A 16,547-nucleotide genomic window follows, 5' to 3' on the forward strand; every position below is an offset into this window, starting at 1 on the left:
GATCGGGCCACTCAGGCATCCGGGGGACGTTTGGCAGCTCACGTGGGCGAAGGGCTCAGGCGAAGGTCACCGTTCCTGAGGTGCCGTCGACGGTGATCTGCTGGCCGGTTTCGATGGATTCGGTGGCGTGGGGGACGCCGACGACTGCGGGGATGCCGTACTCGCGGGCGACGACCGCGCCGTGGGAGTTGGCGCCGCCCATTTCCATGACCAGGCCGGCGGCGGTGAGGAAGAGGGGAGTCCAGCCGGGGTCTGTGGAGGGGCAGACGAGGATCTCGCCGGGCTCCAGGTGGGCGCCGATCGGGTCGAGGATGACGCGGGCGGTGCCGGTGATCTGGCCGGAGGAGGCGGGGGTGCCGGTCAGGGCGCCGTCGGCGGTGGGGGTCGTGTGGGCGACGGCTTCGGGTTCGGTGCCGTCGGAGAGGAGGATGCGGGGGATGTGGCGGCGGCGCAGCTCGCGGGTGTAGTCGTCACGGCGCTGGGTGATGGTGGTGCGCAGGTCGCCGCCTTCGCGGGCTTCGGGCAGGGTGAGGAAGAAGATGTCGTCGGGCTTCTCGATCGCGCCGCGTTCGGCCAGGTCCGCGCCGACCTGCCGCAGCAGATCGCGTACGGTCGCCAGCGCCACCACCAGGTAGTACTTGGGGAGTTCGCGTAGCCCGGCGAGGGCTCTGGCCCGGCCCAGGGCAAATCGGATGAAGGGGCCGCGTAGCCGACCGGCGCGGCGGGCCAGGTCGGCGATCATCTTTTCGGCTTCGGCGGCGCCCTTCGCGAACAGGGCGTCGGGGGCCAGGGACGGATCCTCCAGGCGTAGAAGATTGGCGAGGACGCCGATCACGTGGGACGGGTCCTCGCGCCAGCGGGGCAGGCCGAGGTCGATCTCGGCGACCGCGCGATCGCCGTACCGGGTCAGGAAGCCGTCGAGTTCTTCGCGTACCGGCGGGGGAAGCGGGTTGTCGTGGAGTGCGGTGGCTTCCGGGTGTTTTCTGATGCGTTCGGCGAGGTGCCAGAGTTCCAGGTCCATCTCGGTGGTGACGTTGTGCGGGAGGCCGCGGAGTACGCTCGCGAGTTCGCCGGGCTTGGCCTTGCCGCCGAGGAGTTTGCCGGCCAGGCCGAGCATGATGAAGCCAGGTGCGGCGGCGGGCAGGATCGAGGGGACGATTGGGATTATCTGGGTGGAAAGCAGCCATTCGACGTGGTCCAGCGGAGCGACGCCGGGCGGCAGCGGGAGGCGGGACTTCAGGTCGGTGCCGAGTTGTGCCACGCGCCGCCGCGCCTTCTCCGGGCTGGCGATGGCCTGGACGGCGTTCGGGAGAATGTGGAACCTCCGGGCCAGCTTCAGCGCACGGCGGATCGCGGGGCGCTTGGAGCAGTGGGTGACGCTGAACTCGGGTTCGTCGAACAGGCCGCGCATGACGGTGGCCGAGCGGGCCTCCATCACGTCGAAGACGCGCGGCACGAGCGCCCGGCCGAGGCTGCTGCGCAGGACAGGCGTCAGGTCGACGAAGATTCTTCCGCCTGCCTCGTGGAACGTGGGGGCTCCGGCGCGCGGGTCGGCGACGGGGGAGCCGAACACGGTCGCGGAGACCGACGCTGACAACATTCGGATGGCCGATATGCCCATTGGCGTGATCGGGCGGGTCAGGCCCTGCGCGAGGCTGAAGCAGAAATACGCCCGCAGCCCCGGCGGGCCCTGCGGAATCGGGTGGAGTGTGGTGATCGGCCGGGCCTGGGTCAGCCACAGCGTGCCGTCGGCGTCGATCGCCCACTCGGTGTCCTGCGGCGATCCGTAATGGTCCTCGACCTGGTTCCCGAGCTCGGCCAGCGCGAGCACCTGCGCGTCGGTGAGGCACGCCGCGTCGTGCTCGGCCGCGACATGCTCGACCCCGCCTCCGGCCAGGGATCGTACGGCCATGCGCTTGTCACCCAGCCGCCGCTCCAGGATCCGCCCGTCCCGTACGACGAAATGGTCGGGATTGACCGCACCCGACACGACGGCTTCGCCAAGACCGGGGCTGGCGTCGATGACGGCTTCGCGGCGGCGGCCGGTCACCGGGTTGGCGGTGAACATGACGCCCGCCACCTCGGACTGGACCATCTCCTGGATGACGACCGCCAGCCGGACCGCCCGGTGGTCGATCCCGTTCGCCGTCCGGTACGCCACCGCCCTGTCGGTCCACAATGACGCCCAGCAGCGGTGCACCGCGTCGAGCACGGCGTCGCCGCCGATCACGTTCAGGTAGGTGTCCTGCTGCCCGGCGAAACTCGCGTACGGCAGGTCCTCCGCCGTGGCCGACGACCGCACCGCCACCGGCACGTCCCCGAACTGCCGCACGGCTTTCGCGATGTCGTCCGGAATCGCCGCGCCCATCACCAGCGCCCTGGCCCGCGCCGGGTCGGCCGCCAGCTCGGGGGAGCCCAGGTCGAGCGAGCCCGCCACCTGCTCGTACGCCTCGGTGGTGACGACCACACCCGGCGGGACCGGCAGCCCCGCCGCGGTGAGAATCCCCAGGTTGAGCGCCTTCCCGCCGACCAGCCCGAGATCCTCCACCCCAATATCCCGAAATTTCAGGATGTACGACATGTGACCGCCTCCTTGCGGTCAGATTACGACCGGGCCAAGAGTAAATCAACAACTGATGAATTCACTCTAGCGGCGGACGTGTCGAAAGGGCTGTCAGGTGAGCGAAGCGGCCCGTCGGTGCGCGACCAACCCCCACAAGCCGCGCGGCGCCCAGATGGCGACCCCCGTCGCGAGCAAGCCCAGAATGAGCAGATACCAGGCTCCGTACCCGGCCAGCGCTTGCTGGAGCACGAAGTAGAGCGCCGTCCCGACGATCGGTCCTTCCACCGACCCGAGATCGACAACAATGGTCCGTTGGCCGCCCGAGACGTCCAGGTGGCCTACCTCTGGCACGAATTCGCGATATAGCGCTTTAGCGACTCTTTGAGTACCTGGGACTCCATGGTGGTGGTCTGGCGTACCACTACGGGCTGTCTGATTAGGCTCTGATCGGGCTGTACGTCCGTGCGCGGGAGGCTGCTGTGGGCGAGTTCATGGGAATGGATCCGGCCGGGGTGCAGGCGTTGATCCGGCGGCTGGAGGCGGGGAAGAGCGTTCTGGCGGGGGTGCGACCCGGACTTGAGGCCGCGATCGCCGAGGCGGGCGCTGACTGGGCCGGTTCCGGTGGGGTGACGGCGATGCACCGGGCGTGGGCGTTCTTCCATGACGCGCAGGTCGATCTGCGATGGCGGCTAGAGGTGCTGCAGCAGGTCGTGCCCGACGGTTCGCCCCCGCTAACGACCGTTCGAGTGCCATTCACGAGCCAGGAGGAGGCGGTCTCGGCTGGTAGGCAGGCCGGGAGAGAGCTGGCCGATGCGCTGGCCGCCCACCTGGCCGATGGTACGGCGCAGTCCTGGGCCAGGGTGGAGGCGGGTCTGACCGCCGCCGGGAACGCCGACACGCGCGACCCGGCGTATGCAGCGGCGTTGCTGGCCGCGCTGGACGGTCCGGAGGCGGTGCGGACCATCTTCACCAAGTGGCTGGACGCCCACACCGCCAGCCGGGGCCGCGGCCTGGCCATCGGAGAGCTGGATACGGCGCAAGAATCGCTGGGGCCGTTGGCGGTCGCCTTCGCCGCCGCTGAGACCTCGGGCCGACTTCCGGCGGGCTGGCGGGAGGATGTGCTGGCCAACGCCGGTCCAGCCACGCTGTCGGCGATGGTGGCGCTAACCCGGGCGTCGGATGAGTTCCTCAATGCGGTCGCGGTTCGTCAGTTGGGCTCGCCCGGCGCGGGTTACTCCGCGTCGTTTCCCGAGCCGGACTGGAACTCGGTTCTGGTGGCGGGGGCCTACATCGGCAATGCGGACGCGTTGCAGCAGCTCCTGGCTGAGAATCGGCAGGTGGCAGGGCAGTTGCTGGACCCGGATCTGATCAGGGGAACCGGCACGGCCCACTTTTCCGACCTGGTTGCCGCGGTGCTGGATGGCGCCCTCGATCCGAATACGGGTTCGGCGGCGACGCGAGAGCGGGCGTGGATCAACCTGATAGACGGGGTGGGCTATGACGGGACGCAGAACGCCTCCGGTCATTTCGCCTCTTTCGAGAACTCTCCGGTCAACGGGGTCTTGGCCAAGCACATCACTCCGTATCTGGGTCAGCTGGCGCGCGGCCAGGTGCACGCCTATTCGCGGGAGCTGGGCTTGGCGCCGTCCGGGCTGTGGAAGGGCCTGCACGAGGATGTGGCGGCCCGTTTCATTGGCGCGCTCATGCAGGACCCGGACACGGCCAAGAAGTTGCAGGCCGACTTCGAGGCGTATGTCCAGAGTCTGGACATCGGCCAGGCCCATCCGTACAGCTCCGACAAGGCGGAGCGGGCCGTGTACACACGGTTGAGCGCGGAGGCGGGCGGGTTGTCGAATCTGCTGCTGGGCGGTTCGGCCTACGCGGAGTTCAACGACGACGAGTTCATCGACATGGTTGCCGACGCCGCTTTGCTGCCAGTGAACTACACCTTCGCCCGGGTCTTCAGGAAAGCCACCCCGCTGGGCAGCACCGCAGTCGATTATCACAGTAGCGGTCCGAAAGACTTGCTGGCCGATGTGCTCAAAGATCACCTAGACGAACTGACCCCTGAAACGGCCGGCGTGGTCGCGGACAGGCTCGTATCAGCTGAGGTGGACGCAGTGCAGGCTTCATTGGCAAAACATGGGCAAGACCCACTCACTGTTGAAGATCGAGAAATGCTCATGCAGGCATTCCGAGGCCGTCTCTCCCCCGCGCTGGTGAAGGCGCTCGAGATTCGAGGGGGATAGAGATAGTGGCAGACAGTCATTCCTCAGGTTTGAAGCAGTCGGTCTTCCCGACGATCAGGATATTCGGCTCAGTGATTCGTCCCGCGATCATGAATGTCACCGCGGATTCGGGCTTGTGGAGAACGACCACGGACAGGTCATTGTCCCAGAAATCAAGATCGTCGACGAGTTGATCGTAGCTCATCGCGAGAAGTTCACCATGCGCTGCCCCTACCGCAGTGCCAGGGGATGGTCGTTCCGGGTATAGATAATTCCCTTGAGCGCGAAAGAAGCGTTGCTTCAACCCGGTGATGCAGCCTGTATCCGAATCTTTTTCGGCTCTTTCGGTTATCCGAAACTGTCCCACGCTCGTGACCAGAGTTGACGCCAGTAGCCTTTCGCCGTCGGTCACCAAATTACGGGTCGCCGACTCAAGCGTTGGTCGCGGTGGTTCGGAGCACCCCGTCAGTGCGACGAAACAGACTCCAGCTGCGGCGATTCGGGAAGCCAGCCTCACAGTCCGGACATTACCTGAATCGCCGCACCCGCTGGATGAGTTCGGCGAACGTGTACGGCGCCCGCGGTGAAACGCGAAGCGCTCGGCAAAACCGTCGTCACCCTGCGGCCATCCAAGCAGTGAGGTGGGCTGTCAGGTGAGCGAAGCCACCTGGCGGTCGGCGATCAATCCCCACAATCCGCGCGGCGCCCAGATGGCGACCCCCGTCGCGAGCAAGCCCAGAATGATCAGATACCAGGCGCCGTACCCGGCCAGCGCTTGCTGGAGCACGAAGTAGAGTGCCGTCCCGACGATCGGTCCTTCCACCGACCCGAGCCCGCCGATCACCGTCACGAAGATCATCTGCGCGGTCCACTGGACCGCGAAAGCCGACGTCGGCTCCACGTTGAGCTGGCTCACCGCCAGCAAGGCCCCCGCCGCCCCGCACCCGAACGCGGCCAGCACGTAAACGATCCGCTGCGTCCGCGCCACGCCCACGCCCAGACTCCGAGCCCCCGTCTCGTCATCCCGGATCGCGGTCAGCGCGAGCCCCAGCCGCGTCCGCAACGCCAGAAAGATCCCCCCGACCGTGACCACCGCGACCGCCAGTGCGGCCCAGTACGTCATCGCCCCCAGCAAAGCCGGATCGATCCCCGCAAACCCGGGCACACTCGCCCCCGTCCCGCCGCCAAGCGCGGGAAACCGGCTGATCACCAGCTGGCACACATCCGCCACCACCCATGTAGCAATGGCGAAATATCCCCCACGCAGCCGGAACACCAACCACGAGAACACCAGCGCGGCCGCCCCGCACCCGATCACCGCCAGCGGAATCGCCGCGAACGGATCGGCCCCCCGCTGGGCCAGCATCAGCACGAAATACGCCCCCAACCCCACGAACGCCTGCTGCCCCACCGAAACCAGACCGCCGTACCCGGCCAGCAGATTCCACGCGCTCGCCATCGTCAGCAAAATGAACAGATTCACCAACGTGTCCGTAGTCCCCGAAAACACGACGTACGGCAGGCAGGCCAACCCCGCCACACCCACGACGACAACCGTCACAGCCGTGATAGACGGCCGAGTCGCTCGCTCCCGAGGGCCTCCCCCGGAAGAGAGAGGACGCGGCAAAGCCGACACCGCCCGCCGTACGTCGAGAAACCGGCGCGCCCGCCGCAGAGGGGAAAACCACGCGCGAGGCGCGCCGGCGCCAGTGAGACCCTGCGGCCGCAGGGCCAGAACCGCCAGAAAGACCAAATGTCCAGCAATAACCGCATAACTCAGATTGATCTGCGCCCCGACCGCCTGAGAAAGCCCGAGCACCACGCCGCCAAGCAAAGTCCCCCACAACGACCCGAGCCCACCGATGACAACAGCCTCGAACGCGAACAACAACCGCGAAGTCCCCGACGACGGCGCAAACGACGAATACATCCCAAACGCCAACCCCGCCAGCGCGACGGTCGCAAACGCGATCGCCGCCGCAATCCCGAACACATGCCGATGCCCGACCCCCGACAACCGCGCAGCCTCCGGATCATCGGCCACCGCCCGAATCAACCGTCCGGTCCCCGACCTGCTCATGAACAGCTGCAACCCAACGAGTACAGCCACCGCCGCCACGAACACCGCGATCGACAGATACCCCACCGACAGCCCGTCCACGATCTCAACAGACCCCGACGCGAACGCTCCCGTATCAAAAGAGTGACTGTCTGCCGTGAACACCTCAAGCAACAAATTCGCGATCACCACGGAAAGTCCGAACGTGACCAGCAATGTGGTCAGCGGTCCTCGATCGATACTCGCCTGAATAAGCGACCTCTGCAGCAAATACCCCAAAACCCCAAACAGTGGAATCGCAATAACAAAAGACCAAGGCGCAGGCCCAAGCGCTATCACGATATAAGCGGCGACAACCGCTAAATCACCATGCGCGAGATTAATGACCCGCATAACTCCGAACATGAGCGAAAGCCCGCACGCGAACAACGCATAGAGCCCACCCAGCAGAACACCTTGCACAATCGCGTTAACCCAGTTCACCGACGTTCCCTCCGCACCCCAACGAAGCTGCCGGCCCGCCGGGTTGCTCGCCGTTATCCGGCGCCGTTCGCGCTGGTGATGGTTCTCGCCGCACCGGCGCCAAGAAGGGCAGCGGGCGGCATGCCAGGGTCGGGCTTTGAGTGATGGTGTAGGGGGAGGCGCGGACCACTCCGGCCGTGGTGGTCAGCGCGGCCGCGCTTTGAGTGATGGTGTAGGGGAAGGTGCGGACCACTCCGGCCGTGGTGGTCAGCGCGGCCGCGCTTTGAGTGATGGTGTAGGGGAAGGTGCGGACCACTCCGGCCGTGGTGGCCAGCGCGGCCGCGCTATGAGTGATGGTGCTTGGGAAGTTCATTCGCTTTCCTCTCGCAAGCCGAAATAGGCTGCCTCGATCTGTGCCGGGGTGAAGTCGCGGGGGCGGCCGTCGAGGGTGGTCCGGCCCTCCAGGAGGCATTGCAGTCGGGACGCGACCCGGATGGCCTGGCTGACGTCCTGTTCGACCAGGAGGATCGCCATCCCGGTTTCGAGGAGGCGCGGCATCAGCGCGTACATCTGCTGGACGATCTTCGGCGAGAGCCCGAGCGAGAGTTCGTCCAGGAGCAGCACGCGGGGATTGGCCACCAGGGCGCGCCCGATCGCGACCGCCTGCTGTTCGCCGCCGGACAGCTGGGTGGCGGGCTGGCGGCGGCGTTCCCGCATCCACGGGAACAGGTCGTAGATCTTGCCGAGATTCCATGGTCCGGTCGCCGCGCGATGCCGTCCGACCAGCAGGTTCTCCTCCACCGAGAGCGAGGCGAACAGCCGGCGTCCTTCGGGGACCAGGCAGAGCCCGCGGGTCACCCGCTGTTCCGGCGGCTCCCGGGTGATGTCCTCGCCATCCAGCAGGACGGCCCCGGACGAGGGCGGATGCAGCCCGGCGATGGCCCGGAGCAGGGTCGACTTGCCCGCCCCGTTCGCGCCGATGACGGCGTGCACCTGGCCGGGCTCCAGCACCAGGCTGAGCTCGTGCACCGCGCGCAACTGCCCGTGGTCGGCGCTCAGCTTCCGCACATCAAGCATCACGGTTCTCCGCTTCGGTGAGGGCGTCGGCGGTCCCCAGGAAGACTTCCTTCACCGCCGGAGACCCGAGCACCTCCAGCGGCCCGCCGTCGCCGATGATCCGGCCACCGGCCAGGCAGATCAGCCGGTCGACCGTCGCGGTCAGGGCGCGGACGACATGCTCGATCCAGAGGACGGCCAGCCCGTCCCGCTCGCGGGCGGCGGTGATCAAGGCGACCAGCTCGGTCACCTCCGGATCGGTGAGCCCGCCCGCGACCTCGTCGAGCAGCAGCAGCTTCGGCCGGGTGGCCAGCGCGCGCGCCAGCTCAAGCCGTTTGCGCTGAAGCAGCCCGAGCTGGGCGGCGGGGCGTCCGGCCAGGTCGGCGAGGCCGGTCTCGCCGAGCACCCGCGCGGCCAGCGCGTAACTGGCCCGCCCCCGCGCCCTGGCCCCCTGCTGCGCGGCGACCAGCGTGTTCTCGAAGACGCTCAGCCCGAGAAACGGCCGGGGCACCTGATAGGTACGGCCAATGCCCAACCGGCACCGGACCGACGGATCGAGCAGCGTCACCCGATGCCCGTCGAAGCGCACCTCTCCGGCGTCCGGCCGCAGATCCCCGGAGATCATCCCGAACAGGCTGGTCTTGCCCGCGCCGTTGGGCCCGACCACGCCGACGGCGTCGCCTTGCCGTACCGAAAGAGTGAGGTCGTCGGCCACCGTCACCCGGCCGAACCGTTTGGCGATCCGGTCGAGTTCGAGCACGTTCACGGGTTCGTCGGGGTGAGGTCGGCGCCGACCGGGACGGCGGGGTTGAGGCTGTTGTCGACGACCACCATCTCGTACGGGAAGTCCGTGCCCTTCTTCCACTGCACCCCGACCGGCTGCTGGATGGCCACCCCCGGCACCGGACCCTTGGTCCAGTCGAGCGGCCCGGAAATCCCGGCATAACTCAACTTCTGCAACAGGGCGGCGACGGCCTTACGGTCGTGTGGCGCGTCCACGGCCGTGAACGCCTGATGGGCCACCTCGAACAGCGAGTAGGTCGAACCGAGCGTCTGCAGCCACTGCTTCCCGCTCGCCGCCTGGTAGGCGTCGGCGAGCGCCTTCGCCGTGCTCCCGTCCAGCGAGGACGTGTACGGCATGTACGGACCCCACCACGAGTCCGTCGCGATGTTGTTCACCAGATCACCCAGTGCCACCGTGTCCGCCGGGAACAGCAGCACTTTGGCGACCGTGGCCAGTTTGGGCTTGAAGCCCTGCTGCGCGGCCTGCTTCCACATCGTGTTGAAGTCGGGCGGGATCGGCGCGTTGATGAAGATCTCGCAGTCCTCCTCCTTGAACTTCGAGATCATCGAGCTGTAGTCGGTGGTGCCGTTCGTGTACGAACCGCCGTCCACCCACGTGTACCCGGCATCCTCGATGATGTCCGGCCACGCCCCCCGGAACGCGTTGCCGTCCGCGTCGTTGGGGAACATCCCGGCCACGGCCTTGCTGTTCGGAACGCGCTCCCACATCGGGACGAAACACCCGCCGAACTGCTCGACCCCGAAGAAGAACATCGTCGTGTACGTGAACGGCTTCGGATTGGCCGGATCGGCCTGCCGGGCGAAGTACCACGCCTGCCACGGCACCACCGCCGACACGCACGGCACTCCCTGGGCTTCGCAGACGGTCGCCACCGGGTTGGTCGTCTCCGGCGTGGAGCTGGTGACGATCATGTCGGCGTGGTTCTGCAGGATTAGCTCGCGGGCCACCTGGGAGGCCCGGTTCGGGTCGGACTGGGTGTCCTTGACCACGATCTCGACCGTGTACTTCCTGCCTCCGGAGGTGATGCCGCCCGCGAACGCCTGGGTCTTGCGGATCGTGTCCACGACGAACGCGTCGCCGGAGGCGAATCCGGCCAGCGGCCCGGTCTGCGGGCTGACGAACCCGATCACGATCGTGTCGGTGCCGGTCGCGCCGGAACCCCGGATCGACGTGCTACAGCCGGTGGCGGCCAGGGCGGACAGGCCCAGGCCCTTGAGTAACGTTCGGCGTTCCATCTATCTCTCCTGGAGGTGGGCGATGGGGAACAGGGGGCGTCCCAGGTGGCCCCAGAGGCCGCGCGGGGCGAAGAGCGTGACGGCGACGGCGACCGCGCCGAGCAGGACCAGATACCAGGGGCCGTGGGCGGCGAGGGTCTGCTGCAGGGCGAAGAAGATCAGCGCCCCGGCCACCGGGCCTTCGATCGTGCCGAGGCCGCCGATCAGGACCATGAACATCATCAGCACGCTGTACTGCACGCCGAAGATCGATCCCGGCTGCACGTAGAGCGTGTGGGTGAACAGCAGCGCGCCGACCGCGCCGGTGCCCGCGGCGGCCAGGCAGTAGGCCCAGCGCCGGATGCGGGCCACCCGAATCCCCGAACTCGCCGCCGCGACCGGGTCATCGCCGACCGCGCGGGCGGCCAGGCCGTACCGGCCGCGTGCGAGCAGCCACACCGCCAGCACCGAACCAGCGGCGATCCCGAGCGCCCACCAGTACACGACCGCCTGCCGCAATAGCGGCAAATATCCGGATATGCCGGGGAGGGAGACGCCGGTGTTGCCGCCGATGGCGGGGGAGAGCGTCACCGACAGGCGGAAGATCTCGGCCAGCACCCAGGTCGCGACGGCGAAGTGTCCCCCCGACAGCCGGAGCACCGGAAACGAGACCGGCAGCGCCACGATCCCCGCCAGCACCGCCGCCAGCGGAATCGCCACGAACGGATCGATCCCCGCGAGCGCCAGCACATAGAGCCCATAAGCCCCGACGCCCAGATACGCCTGCTGCCCGAACGACGTCAGCCCCGTGAACCCCGCCAGCAGATTCCACCAGCTCGCCATCGCCACCAGCGAGAACAGCGTCACCAGCGGCTGCTCCACGGCCGGCCCCAGCGTGTACGGCACCGCCGCCAGCAATATGACGATAAATCCGGCGATGTATCTCATGGGCGTACCGGCCGGACCACCAGCACCACGAAGAACAGCACATGCACCGCGAGCACCGCGAACCGCACATCCCACAGGGCGACCAGCTGCTGCGTGACCCCGAGCACGATCCCCCCGCCGAGCGTCCCCCACAACGACCCGAGCCCGCCGATCACCACCGCCTCGAAGGCGAAGATCAGGAGCAGCCCGCCCGCGTACGGATCGAACGTCGACATCAACCCCTGAAACACCCCGGCCGGCGCCGCCGTCGCCACCGAGATCCCCGCCACCCCCGCGAACACCGGCCGCACCCGGACCCCCGCCAGCCGCGCCGCCTCAAGATCGTCCGCCGTGGCCCGCACCCGCCGCCCGAACCCCGTCCGCGCCAGCACCAGATGCAACGACCCCAGCACCACCACGGCGACCGCGAACCCCGCCACCCGCAGCCACGACACCGCCACCCCGCCGGTCTCGAACCCGGCCAGCGCGAACGCCCCGCCGTCCAGCGACCGCGGGTTCGCCGAGGCCCCCGTGACCAGCAGGTTCTGGATCAGCACCGACAGCCCGAACGTGACCAGCACCGGCGCCAGCACCCCACCCCGCAACGCCCGCTCGAACAACGCCAGCTGCAGCACCACCCCCGCGCCGAACGCCAGCGGCAGGATCAGCGGCACGGCGGCCGGCACCGGCACCCCGAGCCCGGTCGCCACCACCAGCGCCAGATACGCCCCGCACACCGCCAGATCGCCGTGCGCGATGTTGACCAGCCGCATCACCCCGAACGCCAGCGACAGCCCGCACGCCACCAGCGCGTACGTGCCGCCGACCAGAACCCCCTGAACCAGCGCCGCGATCATCGGAGCGGAGTGAACTCGCCCTGCACGGGAATCGTGGGGTCGAGCGTGTTGTCCACGATGACCAGGTCGTACTTGCCTGAGGTGGTCCTGCGCCACTGCCCGAGCAGGTCGGGTGCCAGCGACACGTTCTTGCTGGGGCCGGAGGTGAAGTCGTACCGCCCGCTGATCGCCTCCCCCTTCAGGGTGCCGATCGCGGCCGCGACGGCCGCGTGATCCTTCGGATCGGCGGCGGCCTTGAACGCGGCGACCGCGATCTCGAACAGCGCGTGGTTGAACCCCATCGGCGGCGTCCACTGCCGCCCGTAGCCGTCGGCGAACTCCCTGGCGGTGCTCCCGTCCAGCGACGACCGGTACGGAAACGCCGACGACCACCACACCGGCGCGACCAGACCCTCGGCCAACTCCCCGAGGGTCTCCGCGACGCTCGGGAACAGCATGGCCTTGGCCACCGACACGATCTTCGGCCGGAATTTGTTCTGCGCGGCCTGCCGCCAGAACGTCACCCAGTCCGGCGGGATCGGCGCCGCCTGCAGGATCTCCGCCTCGCCGCCGGCGAACGCCGCCAGGATCGAGGTGTAGTCCTGGGTGCCGTCCTCGTACGCGCCCGAGTCCACCACCTTCCACCCGGTCTCAGCCGTGACGAAACGCCGGTACAGCTCGCCGTCGGTGTCGTTCGGCCACAGCCCGCCGACCACCTGGTTGGTGTCCGCCCGCGCCCAGAGCCCGGCGAAGACCCCGACCTCCTGCTGGGTGCCGATGAAGTGCAGGTAGGAGTAGGCCGGCGCGGGCCGCCCGTCCGCCCAGATCTCCCACGGGCAGATCGTGGCGACACACGGCACCTTCGCCGCCTCGCACTGGTCCGACACCGGATTGGTGGTGTCCGGCGTCGAGGTCGCCAGCACGATGTCCACCTTGTCCCGCTGGATCAGCTCGCCCGCCGCCTCGGCCGCCCGGGCCGCGCTGGACTGGGTGTCCTTGGCGACGATCTCCACCGGGTAGGTCCGGCCGCCGATCGACAGCCCTTTGGACAGGGCGGCCCTGACCTTGCCGAGCACGTAGTCGTCGGACTCGCCGAACACCGCCAGCGGCCCGGTCCGCGGGCTGACGTAGCCGATCTTCAGGGCCTGGCCGCCGCCGGAGCTCTCCCTGAGCCCGGCCGAGCAGCCCGCGATCGAGGCAATGCCGAGCGCGCCCAGGAACGTCCTGCGGGTCGGGTGGTAGGTCAACAATGTGGCGCCTCCGCTCGGGACAGGCGGTTCGGCCCCCAGCACCTGTGCCGCCATTGTCAAAGCTCAGATCGTCCGGGTCTTGTACGTCAGGGAACATCCCTTGACTGCCAGTGCATGGGCTCGCAGGCTGTCTGCATGCCGTACCTGGCCGACACCGAGAACGTGTCGAGCGGTGAGCGCCGCGACTACTGGCGCCATGTGGTCTCCCACGCGTTCGTCCCGCTCGAGGCGTCCTTCCCGCGCGAGGACGCCGGATTCGACGGGCGGCTGCGCGGGGCCACCCTGGGCGCGCTCGGCGTCTACGACGTCGACACCGGCGCGCACGCCGCCCACCGCACCGCCAAGCTGACCACGGCCGCGCCCGCCGAGTGCTACAAGCTCGGCCTGGTCGTCAGCGGCCGCGGGCTGCTCGGCCAGGCCGGCCGCCAGGCCGTGCTCAACCCGGGCGAATTCGCGGTGTACGACACCGACCGGCCCTACACGCTGACCTTCGAGGACCCCTCCCGGCTGCTCGTGCTGATCTTCCCGCGCACGATGCTGGGCCTGCCGCAGGACCGGATCGCCCAGGTCACCGCCACGCCGATCTCCGGCGAGTCCGGCCTCGGCGCGCTCGTCGGCCCGTTCCTGCTCCAGATCGGCGCCCTGCTGGAGGAGGTGGAGACGCACGGCGGAGCCAGGCTGGCCGGAAACGTCATCGACCTGGTCGCCACCACGCTGGCCGGGCGGCTGGACCTCACCGCCGACCCCGGCCGCACCCGCAACGCGCTGTTCCTGCGCATCACCTCCTACATCGAGGCCCACCTCGGCGACCCGGGCCTCGGCCCCGCCGAGATCGCGGGCGCGCACCACATCTCCACGCGCTACCTGCACAAGCTGTTCCGGGCCGAGGGCACCACCGTGCTCGCCTGGATCCGGGAGCGCCGCCTGGACCGGTGCGGTCGCGACCTGCGCGACCCGCTGCAGAGCCTCCGCCCGGTCAGCGCGATCGCCGTCAAGTGGGGCTACACCGACGCCTCGCACTTCAGCCGCATCTTCAAGGCCGCCTTCGGCCTGTCGCCCCGGGAGTACCGCCACGGTCAAGCGCTGTGCGCTCGCGGGCAAGACGAGGCTTCGCCGCTGCCCCGACCATGAACGCATGGGACGTCTCGACGGCAAGGTCGCGCTGATCACCGGCGGTGAGGGCAGCCTGGGCATGGCCACGGCCCGGCTCTTCACGGCCGAAGGCGCCCAGGTCATGCTCGCGGGCGTGGACGAGCCTGGCCTGGCCGCCGGGGCCGCCGAGCTCGGCTGCGCCGCCCGGGTGACCGACGTCTCCGACGCGGAGCAGGTTCGCGCCGCCGTCGACGCCGTCATCGGCCGGTACGGCAGGCTCGACGTCGTCTTCAGCAACGCCGGGATCGCCGGGGTGGTCGCGCCGGTGGTCGACTACCCGGACGAGGTGTTCGACCGGGTGCTGGCCGTGCACGTCCGGGGCTCGTTCCTGGTCTGCAAGCACGCGCTGCCGGTGATGTCGGACGGCGGGAGCGTGATCATCACCTCCAGCGTGGTCGGGCTGACCTCGGACGCGGGGGTCAGCGCGTACGCGACGGCCAAGCACGCCCTGGTCGGGCTGATGCGCACGCTCGCCAAGGAGGTCGCGCCCCGCGGGATCCGGGTCAACACCGTGCACCCGGGACCGGTCGCCAACGACTTCCAGCGCACGATCGAGACGGCCGTCACCGGCGCGCCCCCCGAGGAGGCCGCCCGGCTGTTCGACGCGCACATCCCGCTGGCCCGGCACGCCGACCCGGCCGAGGTGGCCCAGGTGGTGCTCTTCCTGGCCAGCGACGACAGCTCGTTCATGACCGGCAGCCCGGTCCAGGTGGACGGCGGCATGAGCATTTAATCGGGCGTTTGCACTAAATACCGTTATCGAATGATTTCGAAACACCCGGCAATTCAGAAGATGCGACTCCTCGGGGACGGGACCTACCGTCTCATTCGAGGAGGGTCATGGAAACGCTACAGAAACCCGAATTAGCGGAGCGTGCCGGAAGAATCGTGCCATTGTTGCGCGGAAACGCGTACTGGTCGGAGGGGCACCGCCGCCTGCACCCGCTGTCCATCGAGGCGATGGGCGACGCGGGCGTCTTCAAACTCCGAGTCCCCGAGCGGTACGGCGGGTACGCCTGCGACAGCCGTACCCTCACCGAGGTGCTCAGCGTGCTCGGGCAGGGGGACGGCTCGACCGCCTGGACCGCCGCCGTGTGGTCGATCGCGACCTGGCTGACCTGCCTGTTCCCCGACGAGGTCCAGGACGAGGTGTTCTCGGCCCCGGACGTGCGGATCTGCGCGACGCTCAGCCCGACGGCGGTGGCCACGCCCAAGGGCTCCGGCTACACGGTGACCGGCCAGTGGGCGTTCATGAGCGGCGCCCTGCACAGCCAGTGGCAGGTGATCGCCGCCGCCACCGAGAGCACCGGGCCGATCATGGCGCTGGTCCCGATGTCCGACCTGGAGATCATGGACGACTGGTACACGACCGGTCTCAAAGGCTCGGGCAGCGTGAGCACGATCGCCACCGACGTGCACGTCCCGGCCGCCCGGGTGCTCCCGCTCGGCGCGATCCTGCACGAGCAGTACGCCTCACGCCTGAACGCGGACACACCCGTCTACCGCGCGCCCCTGCTGCCCACCGCCTCGGCGTCCTCGGTCGGCACGCTGATCGGCCTGGCCAGGGCGGCGATGGGCGCGTTCATGAACCGCCTGCCGCAGCGCGGCATCACCTACACCGGCTACACCAGCCAGCGCGAAGCCCCGATCACCCACCTGCAGGTCGCCACCGCCGAGATGAAGATCGACGAAGCCTGGTTCCACGCCGACCGGCTGGCCACCCAGGTGGACACCACCACGACCTGGACGATGAAGGACCGGGCGCGCGCCCGCGCCGACATGGGCGCGGTCTGCCAGCTGGTGAAGGAGGCCGTGGACATCCTGAACACGGCCAGCGGCGGCTCGTCGATCTACGACACCGTGCCCATCCAGCAGATCGAGCGGGACGTGCGCGCGATCAACCTGCACGCCCTGATGCACCCCGACACCAACCTGGAACTCTACGGTCGCGTCCTCTGCGGGCTCGACCCGAACACCTATTACCTATGAGGCACC

General features: G+C 68.7%; 15 protein-coding genes. 4 read left to right on the top strand and 11 right to left on the bottom strand.

The window, feature by feature from the left end:
- Nucleotides 1-55: 55 nt before the first annotated feature.
- Nucleotides 56-2,581, bottom strand: coding sequence for a PEP/pyruvate-binding domain-containing protein (locus ABGB08_RS23005; RefSeq protein ID WP_347593500.1), 2,526 nt, complete (start codon nt 2,579-2,581; stop codon nt 56-58).
- A gap of 93 nt (nt 2,582-2,674) precedes the next feature.
- A complete protein-coding gene (locus ABGB08_RS23010; protein WP_347593502.1) occupies nt 2,675-2,914 on the bottom strand; it encodes a hypothetical protein in 240 nt (79 codons plus the stop codon).
- A gap of 146 nt (nt 2,915-3,060) precedes the next feature.
- Here ABGB08_RS23010 and ABGB08_RS23015 point away from each other — a divergent pair, with 146 nt between their 5' ends.
- Entirely contained in the window at nt 3,061-4,812 is a 1,752-nt protein-coding gene (locus tag ABGB08_RS23015) for a hypothetical protein (RefSeq protein ID WP_347593504.1), read from the top strand.
- 16 nt (nt 4,813-4,828) lie between these two features.
- On the opposite strand, the gene ABGB08_RS23020 is transcribed toward ABGB08_RS23015, so the two are convergent.
- The 9 genes from ABGB08_RS23020 to ABGB08_RS23060 form a co-directional block, all read right to left on the bottom strand.
- Complete coding sequence (locus ABGB08_RS23020; RefSeq protein WP_347593506.1) at nt 4,829-5,203, bottom strand: hypothetical protein; 375 nt, start codon at nt 5,201-5,203, stop codon at nt 4,829-4,831.
- Nucleotides 5,204-5,440: 237 nt separating this feature from the next.
- A complete protein-coding gene (locus tag ABGB08_RS23025) occupies nt 5,441-7,333 on the bottom strand; it encodes an ABC transporter permease (protein WP_347593507.1) in 1,893 nt (630 codons plus the stop codon).
- On the bottom strand, nt 7,320-7,685 hold the full coding sequence (locus ABGB08_RS23030; protein WP_347593509.1) for a hypothetical protein: 366 nt from the start codon (nt 7,683-7,685) through the stop codon (nt 7,320-7,322). The genes ABGB08_RS23025 and ABGB08_RS23030 overlap by 14 nt, the downstream gene beginning before the upstream one ends.
- Nucleotides 7,682-8,389, bottom strand: coding sequence for an ABC transporter ATP-binding protein (locus ABGB08_RS23035; RefSeq protein WP_347593511.1), 708 nt, complete (start codon nt 8,387-8,389; stop codon nt 7,682-7,684). The genes ABGB08_RS23030 and ABGB08_RS23035 overlap by 4 nt, the downstream gene beginning before the upstream one ends.
- Entirely contained in the window at nt 8,382-9,134 is a 753-nt protein-coding gene (locus tag ABGB08_RS23040) for an ATP-binding cassette domain-containing protein (RefSeq protein ID WP_347593512.1), read from the bottom strand. The genes ABGB08_RS23035 and ABGB08_RS23040 overlap by 8 nt, the downstream gene beginning before the upstream one ends.
- Nucleotides 9,131-10,408, bottom strand: coding sequence for an ABC transporter substrate-binding protein (locus ABGB08_RS23045; protein WP_347593514.1), 1,278 nt, complete (start codon nt 10,406-10,408; stop codon nt 9,131-9,133). The genes ABGB08_RS23040 and ABGB08_RS23045 overlap by 4 nt, the downstream gene beginning before the upstream one ends.
- Nucleotides 10,409-11,335: a branched-chain amino acid ABC transporter permease gene (locus ABGB08_RS23050; protein ID WP_347593516.1), complete on the bottom strand. Its 927-nt coding sequence runs from the start codon at nt 11,333-11,335 to the stop codon at nt 10,409-10,411.
- Nucleotides 11,332-12,171, bottom strand: coding sequence for a branched-chain amino acid ABC transporter permease (locus ABGB08_RS23055; protein WP_347593517.1), 840 nt, complete (start codon nt 12,169-12,171; stop codon nt 11,332-11,334). Before ABGB08_RS23055 ends, ABGB08_RS23050 begins: the two co-directional genes overlap by 4 nt.
- Complete coding sequence (locus tag ABGB08_RS23060; RefSeq protein ID WP_347593519.1) at nt 12,168-13,397, bottom strand: ABC transporter substrate-binding protein; 1,230 nt, start codon at nt 13,395-13,397, stop codon at nt 12,168-12,170. Before ABGB08_RS23060 ends, ABGB08_RS23055 begins: the two co-directional genes overlap by 4 nt.
- Before the next feature lie 138 nt (nt 13,398-13,535).
- Between ABGB08_RS23060 and ABGB08_RS23065 the strand changes: the two genes are divergently transcribed.
- From ABGB08_RS23065 to ABGB08_RS23075, 3 genes are all read left to right on the top strand, one after another.
- On the top strand, nt 13,536-14,531 hold the full coding sequence (locus tag ABGB08_RS23065; protein WP_347593521.1) for a helix-turn-helix domain-containing protein: 996 nt from the start codon (nt 13,536-13,538) through the stop codon (nt 14,529-14,531).
- A gap of 4 nt (nt 14,532-14,535) precedes the next feature.
- Nucleotides 14,536-15,285, top strand: a complete 750-nt coding sequence (locus tag ABGB08_RS23070) for an SDR family NAD(P)-dependent oxidoreductase (protein WP_347593522.1) — start codon at nt 14,536-14,538, stop codon at nt 15,283-15,285.
- Nucleotides 15,286-15,392: 107 nt separating this feature from the next.
- On the top strand, nt 15,393-16,541 hold the full coding sequence (locus tag ABGB08_RS23075) for an acyl-CoA dehydrogenase family protein (protein WP_347593524.1): 1,149 nt from the start codon (nt 15,393-15,395) through the stop codon (nt 16,539-16,541).
- Nucleotides 16,542-16,547 lie beyond the last annotated feature (6 nt).

Origin of the sequence: Acrocarpospora sp. B8E8 (genome assembly GCF_039871605.1) — a bacterium.
Taxonomy (GTDB): domain Bacteria; phylum Actinomycetota; class Actinomycetes; order Streptosporangiales; family Streptosporangiaceae; genus Acrocarpospora; species Acrocarpospora macrocephala.